Below are 22,238 nucleotides of genomic sequence, written 5' to 3'. Positions count from 1 at the left end.
CTTTTCTTACGTTTTTTGTCCTTCAATCTTTTGTGTTTCAAACTTCTTTTTACTTACGAGCCCATTATACCCCTCTTCTCTGTATTTACGAACCCATTGGTATAAAAGACCACAGCTTATACCATATTGACAAGCGACAGCCATCATTGACTGTTCGGCATTGACTTGCGAAACCAATTCAAGTTCCTCCTCTGGAGACCATGCTTTGTAATGTGCTTTGTGACACAATGCTTCCGGTCCGCCAGCCTGTTCGATACGATTCCAAGTAGGAATCTTGTTACGGAAATTTGCTGGTTTCATTCCTTTAGGTGTTTTTACCCACTTACCCTGACGATAAAGTTCTACACACATTAGCTTAAATTCAGTCGTATAACGCAAAATGTACCCTCCTTACTGGGTGTCCAGTAGGAAGGGTACATTTCACTCGGCCCCTTGAACGGTGAGGTACTTTTTTTGATAGGTCCTTTTCGCCGTATGGAAAGAAAATCCGTGTAAAGAAGGAACCTCCAACAGGATAGAATGCCTTATGAGGGGACGGGACTATCTGGGATTTGTCATTGTCCTAGCGGCTCCCGCAAGGAACCTTCCTCAATCATTCCATATTTTGAACTAAACAGGTATCTTCGAGTTTACAGGAGCCCCATGACGTGCTGCATCAGGAGACTGACGAGGGTGATGCCTATCCAGCAGCAGGCACCGAGGAAAATCGGCTTGCCGCCTTTTTTGACCAGTTCGACAAGGTTCGTATTGAGCCCAATGGCGGCCATGGCAAGGACAATGAGAAACTTGCTGAGGGTCTTCATTGGTCCAAAGACGGCTCCCGAAATGCCCATATGGATGCTTACGGTCGTAACGACGGAAGCAAGGACAAAGTAAAGGATGAACATAGGAAATACATTTTTTGCGCTCACTGCGCGGCCTTTGCCCGCTTGATGACGGGAGCGGTTCCAGGCCAAAAAGAGCGTAATGGGGATGATGGCAAGGGTCCGGGTGAGTTTGACCGTGACGGCCTTATCAAGGGTCTGGGTTCCCAGGTTCCACATGCTGTCCCAGGTAGCGGCCGTTGCCGTTACAGACGACGTGTCGTTTACCGCCGTGCCGGCAAAGATGCCGAAAGCTTCGCCGCTCAGGGTATCCATATGGAGCGCCGTCCCAAGGAGGGGGAACAAAATCGCGGCAAGGACATTAAAGAAGAAAATCGTCGAAATGGCTTGGGCCACTTCATCATCCGTTGCCTCGATGACCGGTGCCGTCGCCGCAATGGCGGACCCGCCGCAGATGGACGAACCAACACCGATAAGGGTGGCCTTGTTGACATCAATGTTCATGGTCTTTTGCAGTCCGTACGCGATGATAAGCGACGTTGCAATGGTGCAGATGATGATGGGAAGGCTCTGCCAGCCTGTTGCGAGGATGACGGAAAGGTTCAGGCCAAAGCCCAAAAAGACTACGGCCGTCTGCAGGATGTACTTGGACGTAAAGGAAATCCCTCTTTTGACCTTTGTCCGGTCCTTAAGGAACTGGCCGGCGACCATGCCGAGAAGAATGGAGATGATGGGCCCGCCAATGATAGGAAAGGCTTTTCCCAAAAACCAGGCTGGCAGGGCAATGACAAGGCAGAGTGCGATGCCCGGGAGTTTCGATGGATTCATGATGATTGCCTCCTCATATTGCGGCACCATAGGCCGCTCCAATTAAATTCGGTACCATTTTACACAGATTTTATGATAAAATAAAATTATCTTTTGTTATTAATCAATAAGATAATTTTATGGAGGATCCATGTTAGACCACCGAATGGAAACTTTTCTTACGGTCTGCGAGACCATGAACTTTACCCAGGCTGCGGCAAAGCTTCATATTACGCAGCCTGCTGTGTCGCAGCATATCCGCTATTTGGAAGGGGCCTATGACGTACCTCTTTTCCATTATAAGGAACGCAAGCTCATGTTAACGCCCGAGGGAGCCCTCTTATATAAGGCGGGTCTTGCTATGCGCAACGATGACCGGGAACTCCGACAGCGTCTGCACCATGCCCGCGCGGCGTCGCAGCCCATACATTTTGGCGTAACAAAGACCATCGGCGAATATGTCGTGGCGCCGCCCCTTTCTCGCTTCATCCGCCGCCATCCTGACGCGGCCCTGACCATGAAGATCGCCAATACGGAAGAGCTTATCCGCGGCCTTGAAGAAGGGAACATCCAGTTTGCCCTTGTGGAAGGTTATTTTGATCCCGAGGAATTTGAAGCCCTGCGCTACGATACGGTCGCCTTTGTGCCGGTGACGAGCGCGCGGCATGAGTTTCAAAAGACGCCGAAAAAACTCGAGGACCTCTTTACAGAGTGCCTCATCCTCCGCGAACCGGGAAGCGGGACCAGACGCCTTTTGGAAAACCAGCTCGCCCTCATGGGTCGGCAGATCAGTGATTTTTCGCAGCGAATTGAAATCGGCGGCATGCATGCTATCTTGCAGCTTCTCGAAGAAGATATGGGCGTGTCCTTTTTGTACGAATCGGCCGCTGAAGGCCCTATTCGTGAAGGACGGCTCATGCGCATCGACCTTGCGGACTTTTCCGTCACCCACGATTTCACTTTCATTTGGGAAAAAGGAAGTCTTTTTGACGATACGTATCGGGAATGGTGCAGGGAGATGATGGAGGAATGAATGAGGTCAGTCAAATTGAGGGCTGACCTCATTCGAGGGCTGTGAGTTAGGAGTAAAAAGATTGGCCGAAGTGAGGCGGTGAAAAGGTCAGCATAAAGATCGGGACGCCGGACCTAAACCGCCTCCTGCGGGGGAACGGGGCCGAATAGTCCGGAGATGCCTTGCTGGCCGCGCGTAAAGAGACGTTACTGACGCTTCCCATCCACCGCCCAAACCGGGAATTTTTAGTGATAGCGTTTCATGGAAATTTCCCCACAACATGAGTGCTCATAAATTTTATTAGCGGCCCCGTCGTACACGAAAACGGTTTCTTTACCTCAGCTGCCGCAATGGTTTTATTCTGATGCGGCTGTAAGGGATAAAAGGGGGCGCTCTCTGCTGCTATACATCATAAGACCGGCTTTTCCGGCAGAGGAAACTCCGACTGCTCCTATCGTCGCTGCCCTATGAGTAAGCTTTCTGCACGAATTTTTCAGCATAAGAGGAAACGAAAAATTCGGCGACTCACTTAACCGCCCTGCACGATTTCTCGCTTTGCTTTTTCTAAGGCCCATGGAAGCTCGCGAACCGATCGGCGATGCGCTTACCGCTTTACCGAGACGGATCGATTCAATGCATCGAGTTCTAAGGGAACCGACGAAGGCAGGCCATTCAGAGCGCTATTGAGATGGCTATCTCTTAGTCATTTTCTCACGTTTTTTTTGCCTTAGAGTCTTTTGCCGCCCTAAGGCAAAGACGTAGCGGGGATGGTACAATGCAGAATGCATCATACCTAAAGAAAAAGAATAAAAAGACAAAGCGCTCCCTCGAACAATTGATACGCGTTCGAGGGAGTGCTTTTTGGGTTAGTTCAATAAACTGAGGGCCTTATCTTTATGAATTTTAGAAGTAGAGAGTGTGGTGAGCAGAATGCGTTCCCGTAAGGTCATTTCGCCTCAGCACTCGATTCGTAGAGTCGAGTGCTGAGGCGATGTAGAAGGGGTCGTCTTGTTTTTCCTTACGGTTTTTTAGCACCCCTGCATCAAAGCATTTTCCGTCTTTCTCGTTTGACAGCAAGAATCGAAGGCGGGAGGCAGCCTTTTAGGGCCATTGCCTTCAATAGACAGCTTGATAGCCCTTCAATTCTTTTAGGCAGCACAATTTTTGCGATGACTAAAAATTATTTCTCATGCACCAGCTTTCCCGTCATCTTTTCTATATCGATCCGTACACCCTGTACGCGGCCGCGGGTGCGGTCCAAGACGGCGTCCACTTCTTCCACGGTAGGGTAGTACTTGAGGCCAATGAGGCGGGTCATGCGCAGGGTTTCTTTTTCATCCTCGACAATCCTTGCGCGGCCAAAGACGATGATGCTCTTGACGTAGTACGCCCAATCACCGTCCTGTTTATACTCTTCGCCAAAGACAGTAAAGCACACTTTGCCGCTCTTTTTTATGGCGTCAATCTTATGACCTTCTTTGGCCCCATGGAAATAGAGGGCATTTTCTTTTTCATCATAGACGTAGTTGATGGGAACGCCATAAGGATAGCCGTCATCACCAATGACGGAAAGGACGCCCCGTCTTCCTTTTTCGAGGACTTTTCTACAGGTTTCAAGGGGGAGAGCCTGTTTGAAACGGCGCATGGAGCGAATCACGGGAACCATCTCCTTTTTGGATACTTTTTACCAGTATACCACGGCGCTTCCCCTTCTTTCATTCTTTTTTGAAGCATTCCGCGTCTTTTAGGTGAACCAGACTGTCCCCTTCTTTGATGATACTTGACCCCGTCGGGATGAGGGTCTTGAGCCCTCTCCGGATCAGCAGGATGCGCTGACGGCTTGAAAGGGGAAGTGATTCCAGCGGCAGCCCAATGAGCGTTGAACCGGCGGGAACCCGTTCTTCTTCAAGGGCCCATTTACGGCTTGTAAAGCCATGGGTCCCCAAAATCAGCGTGTCGCCGGCGGCCAGTCTGACGGCTCCCGTGGGTATGATGCCCTTTCCGTCACGGACAATCATGGCGACGATGAGGTCGCTGGGGACACTGAGCTCTGCCAAGGTATGTCCATTCCAGCCGCTGTGCTCGTCGACATGGACGTGACCAAAGGTGATATCCGTATCTTCTTCATAATCGGTAAAGGTCTTTTCCACGTCCGACGCAGGATCAATCATGGACAGCTTCTTGGCGACCCAGGGAAGAAGGGTTCCTTGAAAGGTGATGGAAAGGAGAACCATGCAGAAAATGAGGTTAAAGAGGTTCAGTGTTGTTTCTGCGCCGGATAAAATGGCCGAAATGGCAAATACAATGGATGCGGCACCGCGCAGGCCTGCCCAGCTTGTCAGGAGCACTTGGGAAAGGGGAGCTCCAAAAGGCCGCAGAAGAAGGGCCACAACGGCAGGCCGCACGATAAAGGTCAGGCATACGGTCAGCACAAGAGCCGGCACAAAGACGCCGGGAAGCGTCACGGGCGTCACAACAAGACCCAGCAAAAAGAAAATCATGACCTGGGCGACTTGGGTCAAGACATCAAAAAAGTGCACCAGATTCCGCTTTTGCGGCATGGGCGCGTTCCCTAGATAAATCCCGCAAAGATAGGTTCCCAAATAGCCGTTGCCGCCAAGTAGGGCAGGAACGGCATAGGATAGGAGCATGACGGAAAAAAGAAAGAGGGTTCGCGCTTCACTGCCATTAGGCACGTTGCGGGAAAGCAGGCGGGCCGCTGCAAAGCCAAAGAAAAGGCCCACGGCGGTACCGATGACAATCTGTCTTCCCATAAGAAAAGGTAGGGACAGATCCGACCCCGTCATCATGGCGATGGCGGCGGCTGTCAGCATAAAGGCCATGGGGTCGTTAGAGCCCGACTCAATTTCCAAAAGGGAGTCCGTATGGTATTTAAGGGAAAGGCGGCTGCCGCGAAGGATGGAAAAAACCGATGCCGCGTCTGTAGAGGAAATGACGGCCCCAATAAGGAAACTTTCCGCTTTCCCCAGATCCAGGATGTAATGGGCGAGGGCGGCAAGGCCCAGGGCAGAAAGGGCCACACCGGCCGTCGATAAAAGGACTGACGCCTTGAGCACGGGACGGGCCGCCTTGAGGCTTGTCCCAAAGCCGCCGTAGAACATGATGATGACAAGGGCTGTGCTGCAGATGATGTCGACGGCCTGGTAATCGTCGAAGGGAATCCTAAAGAGCCCATTTTCACCAAAAAGCATGCCCAAGGCAATGAATAGGAGCAGGGAAGGCAGCGGTGTGCGGCGCATGGCCTTGCTGATGAGAAGGGATAAGAGGATTACCGAGCCTGTAAGGAGCAGGGAGAGCGTCATAGGAACCGTCCTTTCTTTGATATGATACAAGATGGCCTTATTTTATCACAGGAATATGGAAAAAGTGTGAAGTAAGAGTTCCCGTATATTGCGCCGACTATTCGGCTGGTTTTGACGAAAAATGTGAAAATTTTTACCCTGTATCAAGAAACCTTGTATGATGAGAAAGAATAAACAAGAAGAAAAAAAGACACTATATGGGATAAATTATCTATATTATATCAGGAAAAAAACTATATATTTTTTGATTATAAATCAAAAGTAGTTATTAAACGAAAGAAAAATTTACTTTCTGATAATTGCGTGATATGATTGAGATATAGAGAGAAAGCATCCGGAGTGGGTGCAGGGAAAAATGAAAAAGGCCATTGGAACCCCTATATCGAGCTCAATTGGCCTTTTTGCTTGACAAAGCAGTGTTTCAAGAGGAGAAAGAAGAATGAACCGAATCTACAAAGTCATCTGGAGTCACGTTCGAAATGGCTATGTCGTCGTTTCCGAACTCGCCAAAGGGCGGGGTAAGGTGGCGGCCCAAAAGTCGGCACGTGTCCTCACCGCAGCCGCGCTGGGCATGGTCCTTGGCGGGGCGGCATTGCCAGCCTATGCGGAAACACCAACGCTTCCTGTTACGTCGGATCTGACGCACACCATTGCCGGGTCGAGTTTCCTCGTTGATAAAAACGGGCAGCCCATCCAAATTACGGGAAGCGGTGACGCGACGATTGCTCCTACGGTCGTCATCATGGGGAGTCTCAACGGCATCAAGTTAGGTGACAAGCCCTATGACGGCGTGGCAAGTTCCATTATCGGTCAGGCCAACTATACGGAAAACGCCAACGCGGCTGTCATTTATGGCGCGGCGAACCGGGTCACCAATTCCTATCGGGAGGTCAAGGATGGTCTGACGCTTTTGGATAAGGCCGACCCCCTTGCCCGGGCGGGAAAATGGGATGAACTGTCCCAGCTCCTGCAGGAAGCGGTTCCTGAAAGCGGCGGCCAGGTCATGGTCATGGGCGGCGCCAATACGGTCGATAAAGGCTACCTGTCGCAGGTCATGGGCGTTGGCAACATCCTCACGGGGAACACGAATGAGCTGAGTGACAGCGCTACGCAGCTGAATTTTGTCGATGGCTTCTATAACAACGTGTCAAATGGCCAGCATATCTATGTCCTGGGCAGCAAGAATACAGTGAAAAATGCTGTCGAAAAAGACAATACCAAAGAAAATCATCACAATACGGCCATTGGCGACGAAAACTCCATTACAGGCAGCATCAACACGAAAATCGTCGGCGACAATAACGAAGTCCTGAACGGCTGGTATGAAAATAACGGCAAGACGTTCCGCAAGGTCGTGACGGGCGTCAACAAGGATGTCAAGATTTATGGGTCCGGCAATAAGGTCTATGGCAGCCACAGACAGCTCGTTTTGGGCGACAACAACGAAATCATTGCCCGCGACAGCGGTACCGTTTCCGATTATAAGGATCCGGATGGACGGGAACTGTATACGATGGACCTCACCATCGGCCGGAACAATACGATCCACAACAATTACACATACCGGAATCAATGGGAATCGGTCAAGGTCATTGGGAATAATAACAATGGCGGTGGCGGATATGGCAGTTTGTATGCCGGCGGTGCTAATAATGTCATTCTTATCGGGGATAACCAGAATTTCACAAACTCCGGAGAAATGATTACGATTGGCTCCATTTCCCCTGAAGAACAGAAAGAAATGAAAAATGGGGAACTGCGGTATCAGAGCGGTGGTTCGTCCATTATGGCAGGGTTCCATTCGTATGTGCGCGGCGGCAGTGTTCTCATTGGAACACGCTCTTATTCAGAAAACATGTTACAAACGATTGTGGGCCATGGCTCTTCCATTGATAATCTCCACGATGGCAGCAACTGGCTTTTTGTTAATGGAATGTATGGTACCATCAATGGGTCCTTTAACTGGATTCGTAATGATGGCGTCTATTCTAGGGACGAATCGGAAGAAAAGCAGCTGAATCGTAAAATCAGTGGTTTTGCTACGAGCATCCAGGGCACCTACAATGAAGCGAAAGATGCGATGGGTGCGCATATTATTGGCGCAGGAAACGAGGTTCAGCATTCTTATCTTGGTGATTTGATTGACGATAAAAGTGCAATAGGTGGTTTGGTCTTTACCAATTATGCTGGATCGACGTATTTTATGGAGGGCAGAACGGATGTTCCTGTTGAAGACGCCCAAAAAGCCATGCAAGACTTAGCAGCTTACGGTGGCGGCGGGGTATCCGTCCTTGGTAATGCCAATAAAACCGATTATGCCATTCGTTCCCAGATCCTAGGAACAGCCAATGAACTGACCGGTACGGAAGAAGCGTTCAGTGTCAACAATACGGTCAGTGGTTTCATGAATAAAGGAACGAACTTGAAACAGACGACCCTTGTGGGAACGGGCAATATTCTGGAGACCAGTGAAGACAACGTTGTCGTTGGTGATTACCATGAACTCAAAAATGGCAAACACAACGTCATTTTGGGGTCCAGGGAAAGCGAAGAAGCAACCCTCACAAAGACCGCGACGGGAATGATGGGCGAAGTGCAGTATGAAGTCAAAGTCCAAAAGGCCAAGAAAGCTTATAAGGATGATCTCGAAAACGCGGTCTTCCTCGGCTACAACACGGACGTCACGGAAAACGACGGCGTCGCCTTGGGTAGCTTTTCTGTGGCGGACCGCGGTGTCGATGAAGATTACGGATTTAGCTATGAGGCCTCGGATGCATCTGCTCCCGTTCTTCGCGCGGCGAACACGGATTATGTCTGGAAACCGACCTTGGCGGCTGTTTCTGTCGGTGGCCCCGACTCTGATGGGAACATCAATACGCGCCGCATCACCTACGTTGCCGCCGGGTTAGCCGATACGGATGCTGTCAACGTGGCCCAGCTCAGAGCGGCGACGGCAAATTCCGGTTCGTCCATCAGCCTCGTAGCAGGGGACGGCATCAAACTTGAAAAAGATAGCACCGGCAACTGGACCATCAGCACGAACTTCAAGGATTCCGGGTCCGACAAAGTAACCTACGAAGAGAAGACTGACAGTACGGCAGCGACGGATGCGGGCAGACTCGCTGTCATCGAAACGAAACTCGCGGCCGATGATAAAGGCGAGACGAAACTTGCAAAAGACGGCAAACTTGGCATCATGGGAAGCGAAAACATTGCAACGACCATTAGCGGCAGCAACGTCAACGTCGCCCTCAAAGATAACATCAGCGTCAGCAAGATCAGCATCAAGAACGGCGGCCCGACTATTTCCAGCACCGGCATCGATATGAATAACCAAAAGATCACGAACGTCGCCGATGGGGAAGTGAGCCCGACCTCGAAAGACGCCATCAATGGCAGCCAGCTCTATGAAGCGACGAAAGACGTCCGCGACGTCAGCAGCCGCATCGAACGCCTCGGTGACCGCGTCGATAAAGTCGGAGCCCATGCTGCAGCGCTTGCAGCGCTCCATCCCCTCGACTTTGACCGGGACAACAAACTCGACTTTGCTGCTGGTACCGGCAGCTACCGCGGCAACACGGCCCTTGCCATCGGTGCCTTCTATCGGCCTGATAACCGCACCATGCTGAGCCTCGGCGGATCGACGGGCGGCGGCGAAAACATGTGGAACTTCGGCGTCTCCGTCAAACTCGGCCGCGTCAGCGAGTACGAAGGCGTCAGCAAAGCCCAGCTCATTGTCGAAAACGAAGAACTGAAACGCAACGACGCCATTCAGGACCAAAAAATCCAGGAACTCATGAAGATTGTTGCCGAACTGCAGCAGAAAGTGAAATGAGAGAAAAACAAAAACCAGTGCCAGCCATAGGCTGGCACTGGTTTTTGTTTTTCTTCTCTCACCACGTCCCAGGCGTTTCCAAGGGATCCGGCCCGAACCGGTTCGGGCCTTTTTCGCCTTCGATGAAACTGATGCGGATGGCGATATAAATATTGACGAGGGGAACAATGCCCCAAAGGAGATACCAGCCGGATCTTCCAAGGTCATGGGCACGGCGCACGGTGAACATGATTTGGTAGATCGAAACGGCAATGGTCAGGATGGCCCCAAAAAAGATGGGAAGTTCTGCGGGAATCTCCATGAAGATGGCCGCAATGATGTTGAGCACAATGCACAGCCCCGTACGAACCCAATAGCGTTTGCGGTTGAGTCGGCCTTCAATGGTGAGGTCATTTTTTAACATGGTAAGATAATTTTCGGCTGTCTTTGGCGTCTGAGCAGGCTGAGATATGGTAAAATGAGGTGATGTGGTTTCTTCTTTAGGCGGATCAGCAGGGGCTGTCGGCACCTTTTCTTCAGCTTGTATGGTGGAAACATCGATCTGTGCTGATGTTTCTTCTTGTGGGGAATCGGATGCAATCCTGACGCCGCATTGGGGACAGAACTTGCTTGTTGGTGCAAGACGGGCACCGCATTGAGGACAAAAATTTGCCATAGAACTCCATCCTTTCTTTGGGGAAAATCATTATAAATGCCTTGTTTTTCATCTTACCATTGCAGTGGAATTCCTGTCAATTTGAATTCCTTATGAGGTGAAGCATGATCCATCTTGAAACCAAAAGACTGCTGCTGAGGCCGCTTACGCAGGCGGATGAAGCAAATCTGAGACGAACTTTACAGGACGAAAAAGCCATGTACGCCTATGAAGGCGCCTTTACGGACGAGGAAGTAAAGGCCTGGCTCACGCACCAGCTGGCACGCTATGAAAAATGGGGGATTGGCCTTTATGCCATTGTCCTTAAAGAAACAGGTGCCTTTATCGGTCAGTGCGGCCTCACCTACCAGCCTTGGCGGGGTGGGGAAGTCCTTGAAGTGGGCTATCTTCTCGAGCGGATCTACTGGCATCATGGGTATGCTGCGGAAGCGGCCCGGGCTTTTATGGATTACGCCTTTCACGCCTTAGGTGCAGATGAAGTCTCGTCCCTCATTCACGACACGAATGAAGCCTCCATGAATGTTGCTCGCCGCAATGGCATGAGTCCCGTGGATGAAGATGTGAAGGTGTATAAGGGGGTGCGGATGAGGCATGTGCGATTTAGCTGTATTCGGAGCGATTTCTGTTCCAAATGAAATGATAAGAAGGAAGCGATAGCGAAGGTCCGAGCAACATGTTTCCGGGCGAATCATTTTGGAGCGGTTCCCCCGTTGGGGGCGATTTGGGGCCGCGCCTTTGTGGTTTTTTTCCTTCCTGTCTTTCCCCCAATTTTCCATCAAAAAAGACGTAAGCCATCCTCACGGATTCCTTACGTCTTTGCTTTTTACTTTCCATTAAGCGTGAGCCGAACCTTGTTCCAGGATCAGGTCATTTTGTGCAACGGCATCAAAGAAGGCCTTGACGACATCGGGATCAAAATAGATTCCCGAAAGGTCACGGATCCTTGTTGGCGTGACAGCGCTCTGCCACTGCCAGTTATGGGTGCAGGGCTTGCAGCGCCGGTCGTAATAGTCACAGACGGCAATGATGCGGGCCCCCAAGGGAATGTTCACTCCTTTGAGGCGTTTAGGATAACCGCTGCCATCCCAATGTTCATGATGATGGAGGACCATCTTCACAATGTGACCAAAGCCCGGGATGTTTTCCATCATACTGGCGCCGGCTAGGCAATGCCGCCGGTAGGCAGCCCGTTCCTTGACGTTGAAATAGGGATATTTGGCAAGGATGGTGTTCGGTACGGAAACGATGCCGATATCGTGAAGGAGTGCTGCGGTTTTAATGGCAGCCACTTCCGATAGGGGAAGCCCCATCTTGATCGCGGTACAGACGGCGTAGTTGGCAACCTGCTGGCTGTGGAGAAAGAGTCCTTTGTTTTTATGCTCCAGAAGCTTCAAAAAAAAGGATACGAGAGCGCTGGTGTCTTCAGTTGTAGGAAACTCCAAAAATTGGGGTATCGTCAGCATAGTAAAACGACCTTTACCTATAAAATATATAAAATAGAAAAGAGGGGACAAACGAGCCCCTTTTTTCTGCCAAAATCCTCTCGGGACTTATAGTATACTATAAAAATTTGGCCTTGAAAACACTCTGAAAAAAATTCATGGAAAATGAATAAAAATACTTGCATTTCCTTAACTTCCTCATTATAATAAATAAATATACAATTCAGGTCTGTGGTTGAAAGTCGATGCCAGTTGCAGGCGAAACGATCCACGTAAGCAGCGGAATTCGCTGTGAGCACGGTGCAGCTTAGAAGTAAGACCTGCCGCAAAATGCGAGAGAAGCAGTAGTGGGGAGCAAGAACGCTTAGGAGCGAACCTTCCAGCAGGCGAGTGTGGGGGCGAAGACCAGGTCAGCTGAATTGTATATTTATAAATAAAAATATGAGGGGTTGAGACGGATGAAAAGTTGGGTGAAAAAATTGGCCTTAACAGGCATTCTTGCTGCACTGGTTGTGACCAGCCTTTCTGGGTGTGGGAATTCCGGCAGTAAGGATGCGGCACAACAAAAGAAGGAACTCATTGTAGGAACGGAGCCTTCCTTTGCTCCTTTTGAATTCCCTGATGGGAAGGATGGGGAAATCACAGGCTTTGATATGGATCTCATCAAGGCTATGGCAAAGAAGATGGGCTATGAAAAAGTGACCATCAAGGGGATGGGCTTTGATGCCCTTTTCCCGGCCATGAATGCCGGTCAGATTGACGTGGCCATGGCGGGTATGTCCATTACGGAAGAGCGAAAAAAGCAGTTCCTTTTCACCGATCCCTACTATGAATCCGGTCTCATGACCATCGTCAGGAAAGACAACAATGAAATCAAGTCCCTCGATGATTTAAAAGGCAAACGCATTGGTGTCCAGCTTGGTACGACGGGCGCTCAAGAGGCCGAAAAGATTGAAGGCGCCAAGGTGACGAACTTTGATACGTCAGACCTTGCCTGCCTGGAACTTAAAAACGGGAATGTGGACGCCGTCATCAGTGACCTGCCGGTACTGGAATATTTCCTTAAAAAGGGCGGCGCTTCCTACGCAAAGACCGTTGGAACCCCGAAAAAAGGCGATTTTTACGGGATTGCGGCACCTAAAGGGAAAAAGGAACTCGTTGATGGTCTCAATAAGGCCCTCAAGGAACTGAAAGATTCCGGCGAATATCAAAAGATCCAGGAAAAATGGTTTGGCACAGAAACGAAATAAGATGGGAAAGAAAGGATGAAAACTATGAAAAAAAGTCTGAAGATGATGTGCGTCCTCGCAGCACTTATCCTGGGTGTGGCCGGCTGCGGCGGCCATGCGGCCAAAGATGACAAAAAGGCAGCCGCGCCCCAAAAGAAGGAACTTATCGTTGGGACGGCCCCTTCTTTTGCCCCCTTTGAGTTTCCCAGCGAAAAAGCGGATCAACCGACGGGATTTGATATGGAACTCATTGAAGCCATCGGTAAGAAGATGGGCTATGAAAAAGTCACCATCAAGGGGATGGGCTTTGATGCCTTGATCCCTGCCATGAATGCCGGCAATGTGGATGTGATCATTTCCGGTATGTCCATTACGGATGCGCGGAAAAAACAGGTTCTCTTTACCGATTCCTATTATGAATCAGGCCTTATGGTCATCGTCAGGAAAGACAACAATGAAATCAAGTCCCTCGATGATCTAAAAGGCAAACGCATTGGTGTCCAGCTTGGTACGACGGGCGCCCAGGAAGCCGAAAAGATTGAAGGCGCCAAGGTGACGAATTTTGACACGTCGGACCTTGCCTGCATCGAACTCAAAAATGGCAACGTGGATGCTGTCATCAGTGATCTGCCCGTGCTTCAGTACTTCCTGAAGCAGAAGGGATCCAGCTATGCCAAAGCCGTCGGCACGCCGAAAAAGGGTGACTTCTACGGCATTGCTGCCCCGAAAGACAAGAAAGCCCTTGTGGACGGTATGAATAAGGCCTTGAAGGAATTGAAAGACTCCGGTGAATACAAGAAACTCTACACCAAATGGTTTGGTGAAATGAAATAAAGGGATGCCGCAAAGGGCCCGTTCTGAACACGTGTCAATTGTTCGGAACGGGGTCCTTTCTTTATATGCTGTTTTTAGGTTTGAGACGGAAGCAGCGAATCGCTGCCGTGCCATCTTTTGCCTTAGGATCTTTTAGCTCAGGGCGGGGAAAGCCATTTCGCCTGACCAAGGAGATGCAGAAAGATTCGCCTTATTTTTCCCTTCCGGTCTTTTTGCTATGTACTTTTTTTGAGTATGGCTCCAGATTGGCCTAGATGCTAGGGAAAATGCAAAGCAGAAGGGCGACGCCGTACAACGATTGTCCCGTACAGCTTTTCCCTTTGCTTTCCGGGGATTTGGCTCAGATGGGTTCAGATGCGAGGAAAAAAGCTGCAGGCTGAGGACGTACAATCGTCTTATATCTTATGGACTTGTGATTTTGCGCCATCCGGTCTTTCGAATTAGCGCTCGATCTTTCGAAATCGAGCGCCTTGGGAAGGCCGCTCGATGCAATGCCTCGAGCACTAAGGGAAAAGCTGAACGCGGTCGTTCATCCATTATCGTTTCCTTATATTAAAAAAGATCCGCTTCTTACAAAAGCCGAACCAACACGAAGAGCCCTAAACCGAACCTAGGCATACGTTCAGGTTAGGAATTTTCTTTCGGTCTTTATTCCACAATCTTTTACCTTAAGCCTTTTCCTTCCCCCTCTTTCAATGGAAGATGGCTTTTCATGAGATAAGGGCAAGGCCAAGACGCGCTTTCTTCTGTCGTAAAGAAAGTCCATTCAAATAAGGGGGGCAGCCCCTAGGGTTTTCCACGATTCTTTTGCCCCGGTCATAACTGCTTCACTCTACATCTTGTTGTAAGCTTAGGCTGCGGCTTTTTCAAATCTCCCATTGTATAAAAATTCATTCGGATGTATAATATCGTATGCTTATTAAAAAACAAGTCTATCTGGAGGAATAGCCATGAAAAAACGTACCGTACTTGTTGGAATGTTAGCCGCTTTAACGATGTTTGCTGCCGGCTGCGGCGGTAAGGATGCAGCCAAGGAATCCAAAGTCCTTCGTGCGGGCACGGAACCGACCTTTGCCCCTTTTGAATTCCAGGAAAAGGATGCCAAGGATTTCACGGGCTTTGATATGGATCTGATCCGCGCCATTGGTAAGCAAATGGGCCGTGACGTGGAAATCAAGAATATGGGTTTTGATGCCCTGATCCCTGCCCTTAACTCGGGCAACATCGATGCCGCCATTGCAGGAATGAGCATTACGGAAGACCGCAAGAAGGCCGTCACGTTCTCCGATCCTTACTATACTTCCGGTCTTTCCATCATTGTGAGAAACGATGAAAATGATATCAAGAGCCTGAAGGACCTTGAAGGCAAGACGATTTCCGTCCAGATTGGAACGACGGGTGCTGATAAAGCCGCTTCCGTTCCTGGGGCCAAGGTCAAGACCTTCAATACGAATGCGGAAGTTTTCCTTGAACTCAATAATAAGAATGCCGATGCGGTCATCATTGACCGTCCTGTTGGGGCTTATTTCCTGACGAAGGAAGGCAAGGGCCTGGATAAGATGGTTGGCGAAACGATGGATGCCGAGGCCTACGGGATTGCCGTCAAGAAGGACAGCAAACTGGCTGGCGAAATCAATAAAGCCCTGGGCGAACTGAAGAAAAACGGCGAATACGATAAGATCTACAAGAAATGGTTCGGCGAAACGCCGAAAGCAAAATAATGGCGGAGTAAGGATTGGTGGGTATGGATCTAGATATTATTACATCGTCCTTTCCACTGCTTTTGGCAGGGGCGGGCGTAACCATTGAAATTACAGCACTGAGCGTTGGTTTTGGCATGGCCATTGGCATTGTCATATCCCTCATCCGTATGACGGGCATCCGTCTCCTGCGGATCTTGGGCAATGTTTATGTCGATTTCCTGCGCGGGACCCCGCTGCTTGTGCAGATCTTCCTTGTTTACTTTGCTTTGCCGGCACTCATCCATCATCAGGTGGACGCTTTTTTTGCCGCGGTCTTTGCGTGCTCCATCAACAGTGGAGCCTATGTTGCGGAAATTTTTCGCGGCGGCATTGAATCTATCGACAAAGGGCAGATGGAAGCGGGCCGCAGCTTGGGCATGAACTGGTGGCAGACCATGCGGTTTGTCATCCTGCCACAGGCCTTTAAGCGGATCATTCCGCCCCTTGGCAACGAATTCATCGCCATGTTGAAGGATTCGTCCCTGGTCTCTGTTATTGGTTTTGAGGAACTGACCCGCCGCGGCCAGCTTATCATTGCCCGGACCTATGCCTCTTTTGAAATCTGGCTGTCCGTTGCGTTCATCTACCTTATCATGACATTTGCTGTGGCCCGTCTCGTAGGGCTTCTGGAAAGGCGGTATAAGAAAAATGAAAAATGATCTCATTAAGATTACCGGCCTCCGGAAAAGCTATGGCAAGAACGAGGTCCTGAAGGGAATCGACATCAACATCAAGGAAGAGGAAGTAGTCGTTGTCATCGGTCCTTCGGGCGGCGGCAAGAGTACCTTTTTGCGCTGCATCAACTATTTGGAAGTGCCCACAGGCGGTGAAATTGTCTTTGACGGCATTCCCCTTAATGGCGAGGCTAACATCAACGAAGTCCGCAAAGAAATCGGCATGGTGTTCCAGCGCTTTAACCTCTTTCCGCATATGACGGTCATGGAAAACCTGATCCTCGCCCCGATGAAGGTACGCCACGTTACGCGCGAAGAAGCGATGGAAAAGGCTGAGATGTATCTGAAAAAGGTCGGGCTTCTTGATAAGGCCTCTGCTTATCCGGAGTCCCTGTCCGGCGGTCAGCAGCAGCGCGTTGCCATTGCCCGTGCCCTCTGCATGAACCCGAAAGCCATGCTCTTTGATGAACCGACAAGTGCCCTTGACCCGGAAATGATCAAGGAAGTCCTGGACGTTATGAAAGACCTTGCTGAAGGAGGGATGACCATGGTCGTTGTGACCCATGAAATGGGCTTTGCCCGGGAAGTGGGGGACCGCGTGATTTTCCTCGATCAAGGTGTCATCCAGGAAGAAGCCGACCCGCAGGAATTTTTCTCCCATCCAAAAAGCGAAAGGGCCCAGCTCTTTTTGTCAAAGATCCTGTAAGGGAACAAATCCAGCCTGCCAATAAGCAAAATACGTTTCAGTTGTTACTGGGGAAGCCCGATATAAGCGGAGCTTCCCTTTTGTTACATTTTTTGAAAATTTTTTAAGATTTTTAGAGGAATTTCGCTCCATCTGTAGAAATAGGATAATAAGAACGAACAGGATGTATCCTGTGAGTTAGGAGGTAATCATTATGACAGTCAGAGTTCGTGGTAAGAATCTTGAAGTAACGCCTGCATTGAAGGATTACGTGGAAAAAAAGGTTGAAACCATTACGAAGCAGTTCAAGACCGTTGGTGAAATCACGGCCGTCATGAGAATTGAACGCAATAAGCACATTGTGGAAATCACGGTTCCTGCAAGCGGCATCGTTCTCCGCGCCCAGGAAGGCAGCGAAAACATGTATGCTTCCATCGATAACTGTGTGGAAAAGATTGAGCGCCAGATCCATAAATATAAAACCCGTCTCATGAAGCGGAAATACAACAATTTCCGTGATGCAGCGGTTCCGCCGGTTTCTGGTGATGTTGAAGAGGCTTCGGCTGACGGCGAATTCAAGGTCGCCCGTACCAAGACCTACGCCATGCGCCCCATGAACGTGCAGGAAGCCATCATGCAGATGAACATGCTGAACCACGACTTCTTCGTCTTCTTCAATGACGAAACGGAATCCATGGCCGTCGTGTACCGCCGCAAAGCTGGTGACTATGGCCTGATCTCTCCGGAACTTGTCTAAGAAAGATGCCGCCTTCGGGCGGCATTTTTAGGCGCTGTTTTGGCTAGCCCCAAAATCGGGCTAGGTTGATGAAAAAGGGGCGCCTCTTTTACAAAATCCATATGAAATCAAAGAGCCCTAAACCGAACTTGCGCTTATATTTGGTTTAGGGCTTATTTGCCGTCTTATATGTCGCGGTCTTTTGCCTCTGTGTTTTCCACCTAGAGACGGTGAAAGCCGTTCCGCCTTACCAAGGCGGGGGTATCCACCGAGCAAGCTTGCTTGCGGGAGTGGGTGGTGGATGAGGAGGGCAGTTGGCGCCGTAAGTTGTGGCCTTTTGAGTCCCACCGCATCACCGCATCACAGTCAGAGCGTTAGTATCCTTTAACAGTCTCGGTCTTATGCATAGGACAGCTATTCGGCCAATAGACAGCTTGAACGCGGCTTTCTCTGGACCCACTCGGCGCAATTTGCAGACCCAGTAAAAAAATAAAAAGTTCCCTCTTTTGACACGCTTTTTGCGTGCCTTTCTTTGACTTTCCTATATGCATTTGATAAAATGAAACGATGAATAAATAGGCTATCTATGCGTCCATGAGGAGTGATTTTAGTTGCTGGAACAGCTGATGAAAATGGTCTTTGGTGACCCCAATAAAAAAGAACTAAAGGTATGCCAAGGCTATGTAGATAAAATCAATGCGCTGGAACCGGAAATTTCCGGTCTCAGTGATGCCCGTCTGCGCGCCAAGACGGATGAATTCCGCCTGCGCCTGACCAAGGGAGAAACGCTCGATGATCTCCTGCCGGAAGCTTTTGCCGTTGTTCGGGAGGCCGCCAAACGTGTCATGGGCCTGCGTCATTTTGACGTCCAGCTCATGGGCGGCTGCATCCTTCATCGTGGAAAAATCGCGGAAATGCGTACTGGTGAAGGTAAGACCCTTGTGGCAACGCTGCCGGCTTATTTAAATGCCCTTGAAGGAAAAGGCGTCCATGTCGTGACGGTCAATGATTACCTGGCTCGCCGTGACAGTGAGGATATGGGCCGAGTTTACCGTTTCCTGGGACTTTCTGTCGGTCTCATTACCCACGAAATGGATTATCCTGCCCGTAAGGCGGCTTATGCTGCCGATATTACCTACGGGACAAACAATGAATTTGGGTTTGACTATCTCCGCGACAACATGGTCATATCCCTTGACCAAATGGTGCAGCGCCCCCTGCATTACGCCATCGTCGACGAAGTGGACTCCATCCTCATTGATGAAGCCCGTACACCGCTTATTATTTCCGGTCCTGGCGCCCAGTCAACGAGCCTTTACCAGGTCATGGCAGATGTGGCGGCTAAGCTCAAGGAAGGGGAGGACTATACGGTCGATGAAAAGCAAAAGACCGTTGCCCCGACGGAAGCTGGCATTGCCAAGACGGAAAAACTCCTCGGCGTTTCCAATATGTATGATGGAGAAAATGGCGTTGACTATTCCCATCAGCTCATGGCGGCCCTTAAGGCCAAGGCCCTCATGCACCGTGACCGTGACTATGTGGTAAAGGATGGGGAAGTCATCATTGTTGATGAATTTACGGGCCGCCTTATGTTTGGCCGCCGGTACAGTGAAGGGCTGCATCAGGCCATTGAAGCCAAGGAACATGTCAAGGTCGAACGGGAAAGCCAGACCCTTGCTACCATTACTTTCCAGAACTACTTCCGTATGTATGATAAGCTCTCCGGCATGACCGGTACGGCCAAGACCGAAGAACAGGAATTCCAGAAGATCTATGGTCTTGATGTTGTTGTTGTACCGACAAACAAGCCCAATATCCGTATCGACTATCCGGATGTCATCTATAAGACGCGCCGTGCCAAGTACCGCGCCGTAGCAAATGCCATTGAGGAACTTCACAAGAAAGGACGGCCGGTTCTTGTCGGTACGACGAGCATCCAGCAGTCGGAAGACTTGTCTGAACTCCTTAAAAAACGCGGCATCGAGCATAATGTCCTCAATGCCAAATTCCATGAAAAAGAAGCTGAAATCGTCGCTGATGCCGGGCAGATGGGGGCTGTCACGATTGCCACCAACATGGCCGGCCGTGGGACGGATATTGTCTTGGGTGATGGGGTTGCTGAACTTGGCGGCCTGCATATCATCGGTACGGAACGTCATGAATCGCGCCGTATTGATAACCAGCTCCGCGGACGCTGTGCCCGTCAGGGAGACCCGGGGTCCACGCGCTTTTATCTTTCCCTTGAAGACGACCTGATGCGTCTATTTGGCTCCGACAACATTTCGGGCATTATGGATAAGCTCGGTATGGAAGAAGACGAGCCCATTGAGCATAAGATTGTGACCCGCTCCATTGAGTCAGCCCAGAAGAAGGTCGAAGCACGCAACTTTGAAATCCGTAAGCAAGTCCTTGAATATGACGATGTCATGAACCAGCAGCGCGAAGTCATTTATGACCAGCGCCGTCAGATCCTTGAAAAAGCAGACCTCAAGGAGACCGTCCTTGACATGGCAAGTCATATTGTTGACCGCTCCATGGATATGTATGCACCAAAAGATGCCTACAGCGAAGATTGGGATGTCAAGAGCCTCATCAGCTATGCCGAGGAATTCTATGCACCGGCCGGTTTCCTGAAGGAAGACAAACTGCAGGAAATGAGCCGCGACGAACTGGAAACCTTCCTCCACAAAGCAGCGGTCGATTACTACAATGCCCGCGAGGAAAACAACACGGCTCCCATCATGCGCGAATTGGAAAACTTGGTCATGCTGAAGGTTGTCGATTCCCACTGGATGGAACATCTTGATGCCATGGATGCCCTGCGCGAAGGCATTGGACTGCGCGCCTATGGGCAGCGTGATCCTTTGGTTGAATACAAGTTCGAAGCCTATGAAATGTTCGAAGCCATGAAGGAAGCCATCGTCGATGATGTGGTCCGTTATATGTACCGCGTCAACGTCGTCACCCAGCCTGTTGTGGAAGACCATTTGAGCGAAGCCTCGACGAACAACCCGAACGTCGATGGCAGTGCAGAAATGCCGAAGGAACCGGTCAGAAATGACAGCACGGTGGGGCGGAACGATCCCTGCCCCTGCGGCAGCGGCAAAAAATACAAGAATTGCTGTGGTAAAAATCAAAACAGCTGACACCGCACAGTCATGAAGAACGGGACCTTGCCATAGGTCCGGAAAAAAGGCCTGCGCCTTTTTTCGTGCGGCGCATGACAGAAAAGGGGATGCCGCCTTGGCGGCAGCCCCTTTCGGACATTGAAGGGAAGAATTCAATATGGGGCCCTGAGGCTCCTCATTCAATAGGAAAGGGATTGAACGAATCGTGTTACTTGAAGAATTAAGACCACAGATTGGTGAACTCAGAAACCGCCTTGGCGAACTCAAGACGGGCCTTAAAATCGAATCTAAGAAGGAACGCATCCAGGACCTTGATTACCAGATGGCGGCACCGGGCTTTTGGGATGATCCTGATAAGGCCCAGAAAGTCGCCCAAGAAGCCAATAACCTGAAATCAGAAGTGGATACCTTTACGAGCCTTGAAACGAAGGTCGATGACCTCGATACCCTTTGGGAAATGGCCATGGAAGAAAAGGACGACACGCTGGTTTCCGAAATGGAATCCGAACTGGAAGGGGCCAAGCATACGCTTTCGGAACTGGAACTGGGCATGCTGCTCAGTGATGAATACGATGCCAATAATGCCATCATGAACCTTCATGCCGGTGCGGGCGGAACGGAAGCCCAGGACTGGACGGGCATGCTTCTGCGGATGTTCACGCGCTACGCGGAAGGCAAGGGCTTTGAAGTGGAACTGCTCGATGTCCTGCCCGGTGAAGAAGCCGGGACCAAAAGTGCCACCCTTGCCATCAAGGGGCATAATGCCTATGGGTTCCTCAAAAGCGAGAAGGGCGTCCACCGTCTTGTCCGCATTTCTCCTTTTGACTCCAATGCCCGCCGCCACACATCCTTTGCGGCGGTGGACGTCATGCCGGAAATCGATAATACGGTGGAAGTCAACATCAACATGGACGATGTCCGCGTTGACTACTACCGCGCCAGCGGTGCCGGCGGACAGCACGTCAACAAGACCTCTTCGGCTGTCCGTATGACCCATTTGCCGACGGGCATTGTTGTCCAGTGCCAGAACGAACGGTCCCAGCTGCAGAACAAGGAGCGCTGCCTGCAGCTGCTGCGTGCCAAACTCTTTGAATATGAAAAGGCCATACAAGACCAAAAAATCAGCGACCTTGCCGGTGACTACCAGGCCATTGAGTGGGGGAGCCAGATCCGTTCCTATGTTTTCCAGCCCTATACCCTGGTCAAAGACCATCGGACCGGCGCGGAAACTGGCAATATCCAAGCCGTTATGGACGGGGACCTGGATCTTTTTGTGGAAAGCTATCTCCGCAGCCTGAAACATTGATGAGGG

17 protein-coding genes are annotated in these 22,238 nt (G+C 50.3%); 11 read left to right on the top strand and 6 right to left on the bottom strand.

Annotated features, from left to right (window positions below):
- Nucleotides 1-6: 6 nt before the first annotated feature.
- Both QZQ08_RS02745 and QZQ08_RS02740 read right to left on the bottom strand, forming a co-directional pair.
- The gene (locus QZQ08_RS02745) at nucleotides 7-378 is read right to left on the bottom strand and encodes a transposase (RefSeq protein WP_296327477.1); all 372 of its coding nucleotides are present in this window, start codon (nucleotides 376-378) and stop codon (nucleotides 7-9) included.
- Nucleotides 379-629: 251 nt separating this feature from the next.
- The gene (locus QZQ08_RS02740; RefSeq protein ID WP_296327474.1) at nucleotides 630-1,652 is read right to left on the bottom strand and encodes a YeiH family protein; all 1,023 of its coding nucleotides are present in this window, start codon (nucleotides 1,650-1,652) and stop codon (nucleotides 630-632) included.
- Nucleotides 1,653-1,797: 145 nt separating this feature from the next.
- Between QZQ08_RS02740 and QZQ08_RS02735 the strand changes: the two genes are divergently transcribed.
- Nucleotides 1,798-2,664 carry a LysR family transcriptional regulator gene (locus QZQ08_RS02735; RefSeq protein ID WP_296327471.1) on the top strand — a complete coding sequence of 289 codons (867 nt, stop codon included), beginning with the start codon at nucleotides 1,798-1,800 and terminating at the stop codon, nucleotides 2,662-2,664.
- 1,159 nt (nucleotides 2,665-3,823) lie between these two features.
- Here the strand turns inward: QZQ08_RS02735 and QZQ08_RS02730 are convergent.
- On the bottom strand, nucleotides 3,824-4,309 hold the full coding sequence (locus QZQ08_RS02730; protein WP_296327469.1) for a pyridoxamine 5'-phosphate oxidase family protein: 486 nt from the start codon (nucleotides 4,307-4,309) through the stop codon (nucleotides 3,824-3,826).
- A gap of 49 nt (nucleotides 4,310-4,358) precedes the next feature.
- Entirely contained in the window at nucleotides 4,359-5,966 is a 1,608-nt protein-coding gene (locus QZQ08_RS02725; RefSeq protein ID WP_296327465.1) for a potassium/proton antiporter, read from the bottom strand.
- Between the two features lie 439 nt (nucleotides 5,967-6,405).
- Between QZQ08_RS02725 and QZQ08_RS02720 the strand changes: the two genes are divergently transcribed.
- Nucleotides 6,406-9,801 carry an ESPR-type extended signal peptide-containing protein gene (locus QZQ08_RS02720; protein WP_296327462.1) on the top strand — a complete coding sequence of 1,132 codons (3,396 nt, stop codon included), beginning with the start codon at nucleotides 6,406-6,408 and terminating at the stop codon, nucleotides 9,799-9,801.
- 58 nt (nucleotides 9,802-9,859) lie between these two features.
- Here the strand turns inward: QZQ08_RS02720 and QZQ08_RS02715 are convergent, their stop codons facing one another.
- Complete coding sequence (locus tag QZQ08_RS02715) at nucleotides 9,860-10,456, bottom strand: DUF805 domain-containing protein (RefSeq protein WP_296327460.1); 597 nt, start codon at nucleotides 10,454-10,456, stop codon at nucleotides 9,860-9,862.
- Nucleotides 10,457-10,560: 104 nt separating this feature from the next.
- On the opposite strand from QZQ08_RS02715, the gene QZQ08_RS02710 reads away from it, so the two are divergent.
- A complete protein-coding gene (locus QZQ08_RS02710) occupies nucleotides 10,561-11,091 on the top strand; it encodes a GNAT family N-acetyltransferase (protein WP_296327458.1) in 531 nt (176 codons plus the stop codon).
- 198 nt (nucleotides 11,092-11,289) lie between these two features.
- On the opposite strand, the gene QZQ08_RS02705 is transcribed toward QZQ08_RS02710, so the two are convergent.
- The gene (locus tag QZQ08_RS02705; RefSeq protein ID WP_296360181.1) at nucleotides 11,290-11,919 is read right to left on the bottom strand and encodes an HD-GYP domain-containing protein; all 630 of its coding nucleotides are present in this window, start codon (nucleotides 11,917-11,919) and stop codon (nucleotides 11,290-11,292) included.
- A gap of 437 nt (nucleotides 11,920-12,356) precedes the next feature.
- On the opposite strand from QZQ08_RS02705, the gene QZQ08_RS02700 reads away from it, so the two are divergent.
- The 8 genes from QZQ08_RS02700 (at nucleotide 12,357) to prfB (ending at nucleotide 22,232) form a co-directional block, all read left to right on the top strand.
- The gene (locus QZQ08_RS02700; RefSeq protein ID WP_296327454.1) at nucleotides 12,357-13,148 is read left to right on the top strand and encodes a basic amino acid ABC transporter substrate-binding protein; all 792 of its coding nucleotides are present in this window, start codon (nucleotides 12,357-12,359) and stop codon (nucleotides 13,146-13,148) included.
- 15 nt (nucleotides 13,149-13,163) lie between these two features.
- Nucleotides 13,164-13,961 carry a basic amino acid ABC transporter substrate-binding protein gene (locus QZQ08_RS02695; RefSeq protein ID WP_296327452.1) on the top strand — a complete coding sequence of 266 codons (798 nt, stop codon included), beginning with the start codon at nucleotides 13,164-13,166 and terminating at the stop codon, nucleotides 13,959-13,961.
- A 950-nt stretch (nucleotides 13,962-14,911) separates the two neighbouring features.
- Nucleotides 14,912-15,682: a basic amino acid ABC transporter substrate-binding protein gene (locus QZQ08_RS02690; protein WP_296327449.1), complete on the top strand. Its 771-nt coding sequence runs from the start codon at nucleotides 14,912-14,914 to the stop codon at nucleotides 15,680-15,682.
- 17 nt (nucleotides 15,683-15,699) lie between these two features.
- A complete protein-coding gene (locus QZQ08_RS02685; RefSeq protein ID WP_366140870.1) occupies nucleotides 15,700-16,362 on the top strand; it encodes an amino acid ABC transporter permease in 663 nt (220 codons plus the stop codon).
- The gene (locus QZQ08_RS02680) at nucleotides 16,352-17,083 is read left to right on the top strand and encodes an amino acid ABC transporter ATP-binding protein (protein WP_296327444.1); all 732 of its coding nucleotides are present in this window, start codon (nucleotides 16,352-16,354) and stop codon (nucleotides 17,081-17,083) included. Before QZQ08_RS02685 ends, QZQ08_RS02680 begins: the two co-directional genes overlap by 11 nt.
- Nucleotides 17,084-17,276: 193 nt before the next feature.
- Nucleotides 17,277-17,819: a ribosome hibernation-promoting factor, HPF/YfiA family gene (gene raiA / locus QZQ08_RS02675; protein ID WP_296327441.1), complete on the top strand. Its 543-nt coding sequence runs from the start codon at nucleotides 17,277-17,279 to the stop codon at nucleotides 17,817-17,819.
- 605 nt (nucleotides 17,820-18,424) lie between these two features.
- Complete coding sequence (gene secA, locus QZQ08_RS02670) at nucleotides 18,425-20,944, top strand: preprotein translocase subunit SecA (RefSeq protein WP_366140871.1); 2,520 nt, start codon at nucleotides 18,425-18,427, stop codon at nucleotides 20,942-20,944.
- Between the two features lie 187 nt (nucleotides 20,945-21,131).
- Nucleotides 21,132-22,232, top strand: a complete 1,101-nt coding sequence (gene prfB / locus QZQ08_RS02665) for a peptide chain release factor 2 (protein ID WP_296327435.1) — start codon at nucleotides 21,132-21,134, stop codon at nucleotides 22,230-22,232.
- The last annotated feature ends 6 nt before the right edge of the window (nucleotides 22,233-22,238 follow it).

It is taken from the genome of uncultured Acidaminococcus sp. (assembly GCA_900538365.1).
Taxonomy (GTDB): Bacteria; Bacillota; Negativicutes; order Acidaminococcales; family Acidaminococcaceae; genus Acidaminococcus.
Note: the sequence above shows the minus strand (reverse complement) of the source record. Positions and strands in the feature narration are given on the sequence as shown.

Excerpts from the sequence above, each read along its gene's own strand:
- QZQ08_RS02740 (WP_296327474.1), bottom strand. The coding sequence starts at position 1,652 with ATGAATCCATCGAAACTCCCGGGCATCGCACTCTGCCTTGTCATTGCC.
- QZQ08_RS02735 (WP_296327471.1), top strand. The coding sequence starts at position 1,798 with ATGGAAACTTTTCTTACGGTCTGCGAGACCATGAACTTTACCCAGGCT.
- QZQ08_RS02730 (WP_296327469.1), bottom strand. The coding sequence starts at position 4,309 with ATGGTTCCCGTGATTCGCTCCATGCGCCGTTTCAAACAGGCTCTCCCC.
- QZQ08_RS02725 (WP_296327465.1), bottom strand. The coding sequence starts at position 5,966 with ATGACGCTCTCCCTGCTCCTTACAGGCTCGGTAATCCTCTTATCCCTT.
- QZQ08_RS02720 (WP_296327462.1), top strand. The coding sequence starts at position 6,406 with ATGAACCGAATCTACAAAGTCATCTGGAGTCACGTTCGAAATGGCTAT.
- QZQ08_RS02715 (WP_296327460.1), bottom strand. The coding sequence starts at position 10,456 with ATGGCAAATTTTTGTCCTCAATGCGGTGCCCGTCTTGCACCAACAAGC.
- QZQ08_RS02710 (WP_296327458.1), top strand. The coding sequence starts at position 10,561 with ATGATCCATCTTGAAACCAAAAGACTGCTGCTGAGGCCGCTTACGCAG.
- QZQ08_RS02705 (WP_296360181.1), bottom strand. The coding sequence starts at position 11,919 with ATGCTGACGATACCCCAATTTTTGGAGTTTCCTACAACTGAAGACACC.
- QZQ08_RS02700 (WP_296327454.1), top strand. The coding sequence starts at position 12,357 with ATGAAAAGTTGGGTGAAAAAATTGGCCTTAACAGGCATTCTTGCTGCA.
- QZQ08_RS02695 (WP_296327452.1), top strand. The coding sequence starts at position 13,164 with ATGAAAACTATGAAAAAAAGTCTGAAGATGATGTGCGTCCTCGCAGCA.
- QZQ08_RS02690 (WP_296327449.1), top strand. The coding sequence starts at position 14,912 with ATGAAAAAACGTACCGTACTTGTTGGAATGTTAGCCGCTTTAACGATG.
- QZQ08_RS02680 (WP_296327444.1), top strand. The coding sequence starts at position 16,352 with ATGAAAAATGATCTCATTAAGATTACCGGCCTCCGGAAAAGCTATGGC.
- raiA (WP_296327441.1), top strand. The coding sequence starts at position 17,277 with ATGACAGTCAGAGTTCGTGGTAAGAATCTTGAAGTAACGCCTGCATTG.
- secA (WP_366140871.1), top strand. The coding sequence starts at position 18,425 with ATGAAAATGGTCTTTGGTGACCCCAATAAAAAAGAACTAAAGGTATGC.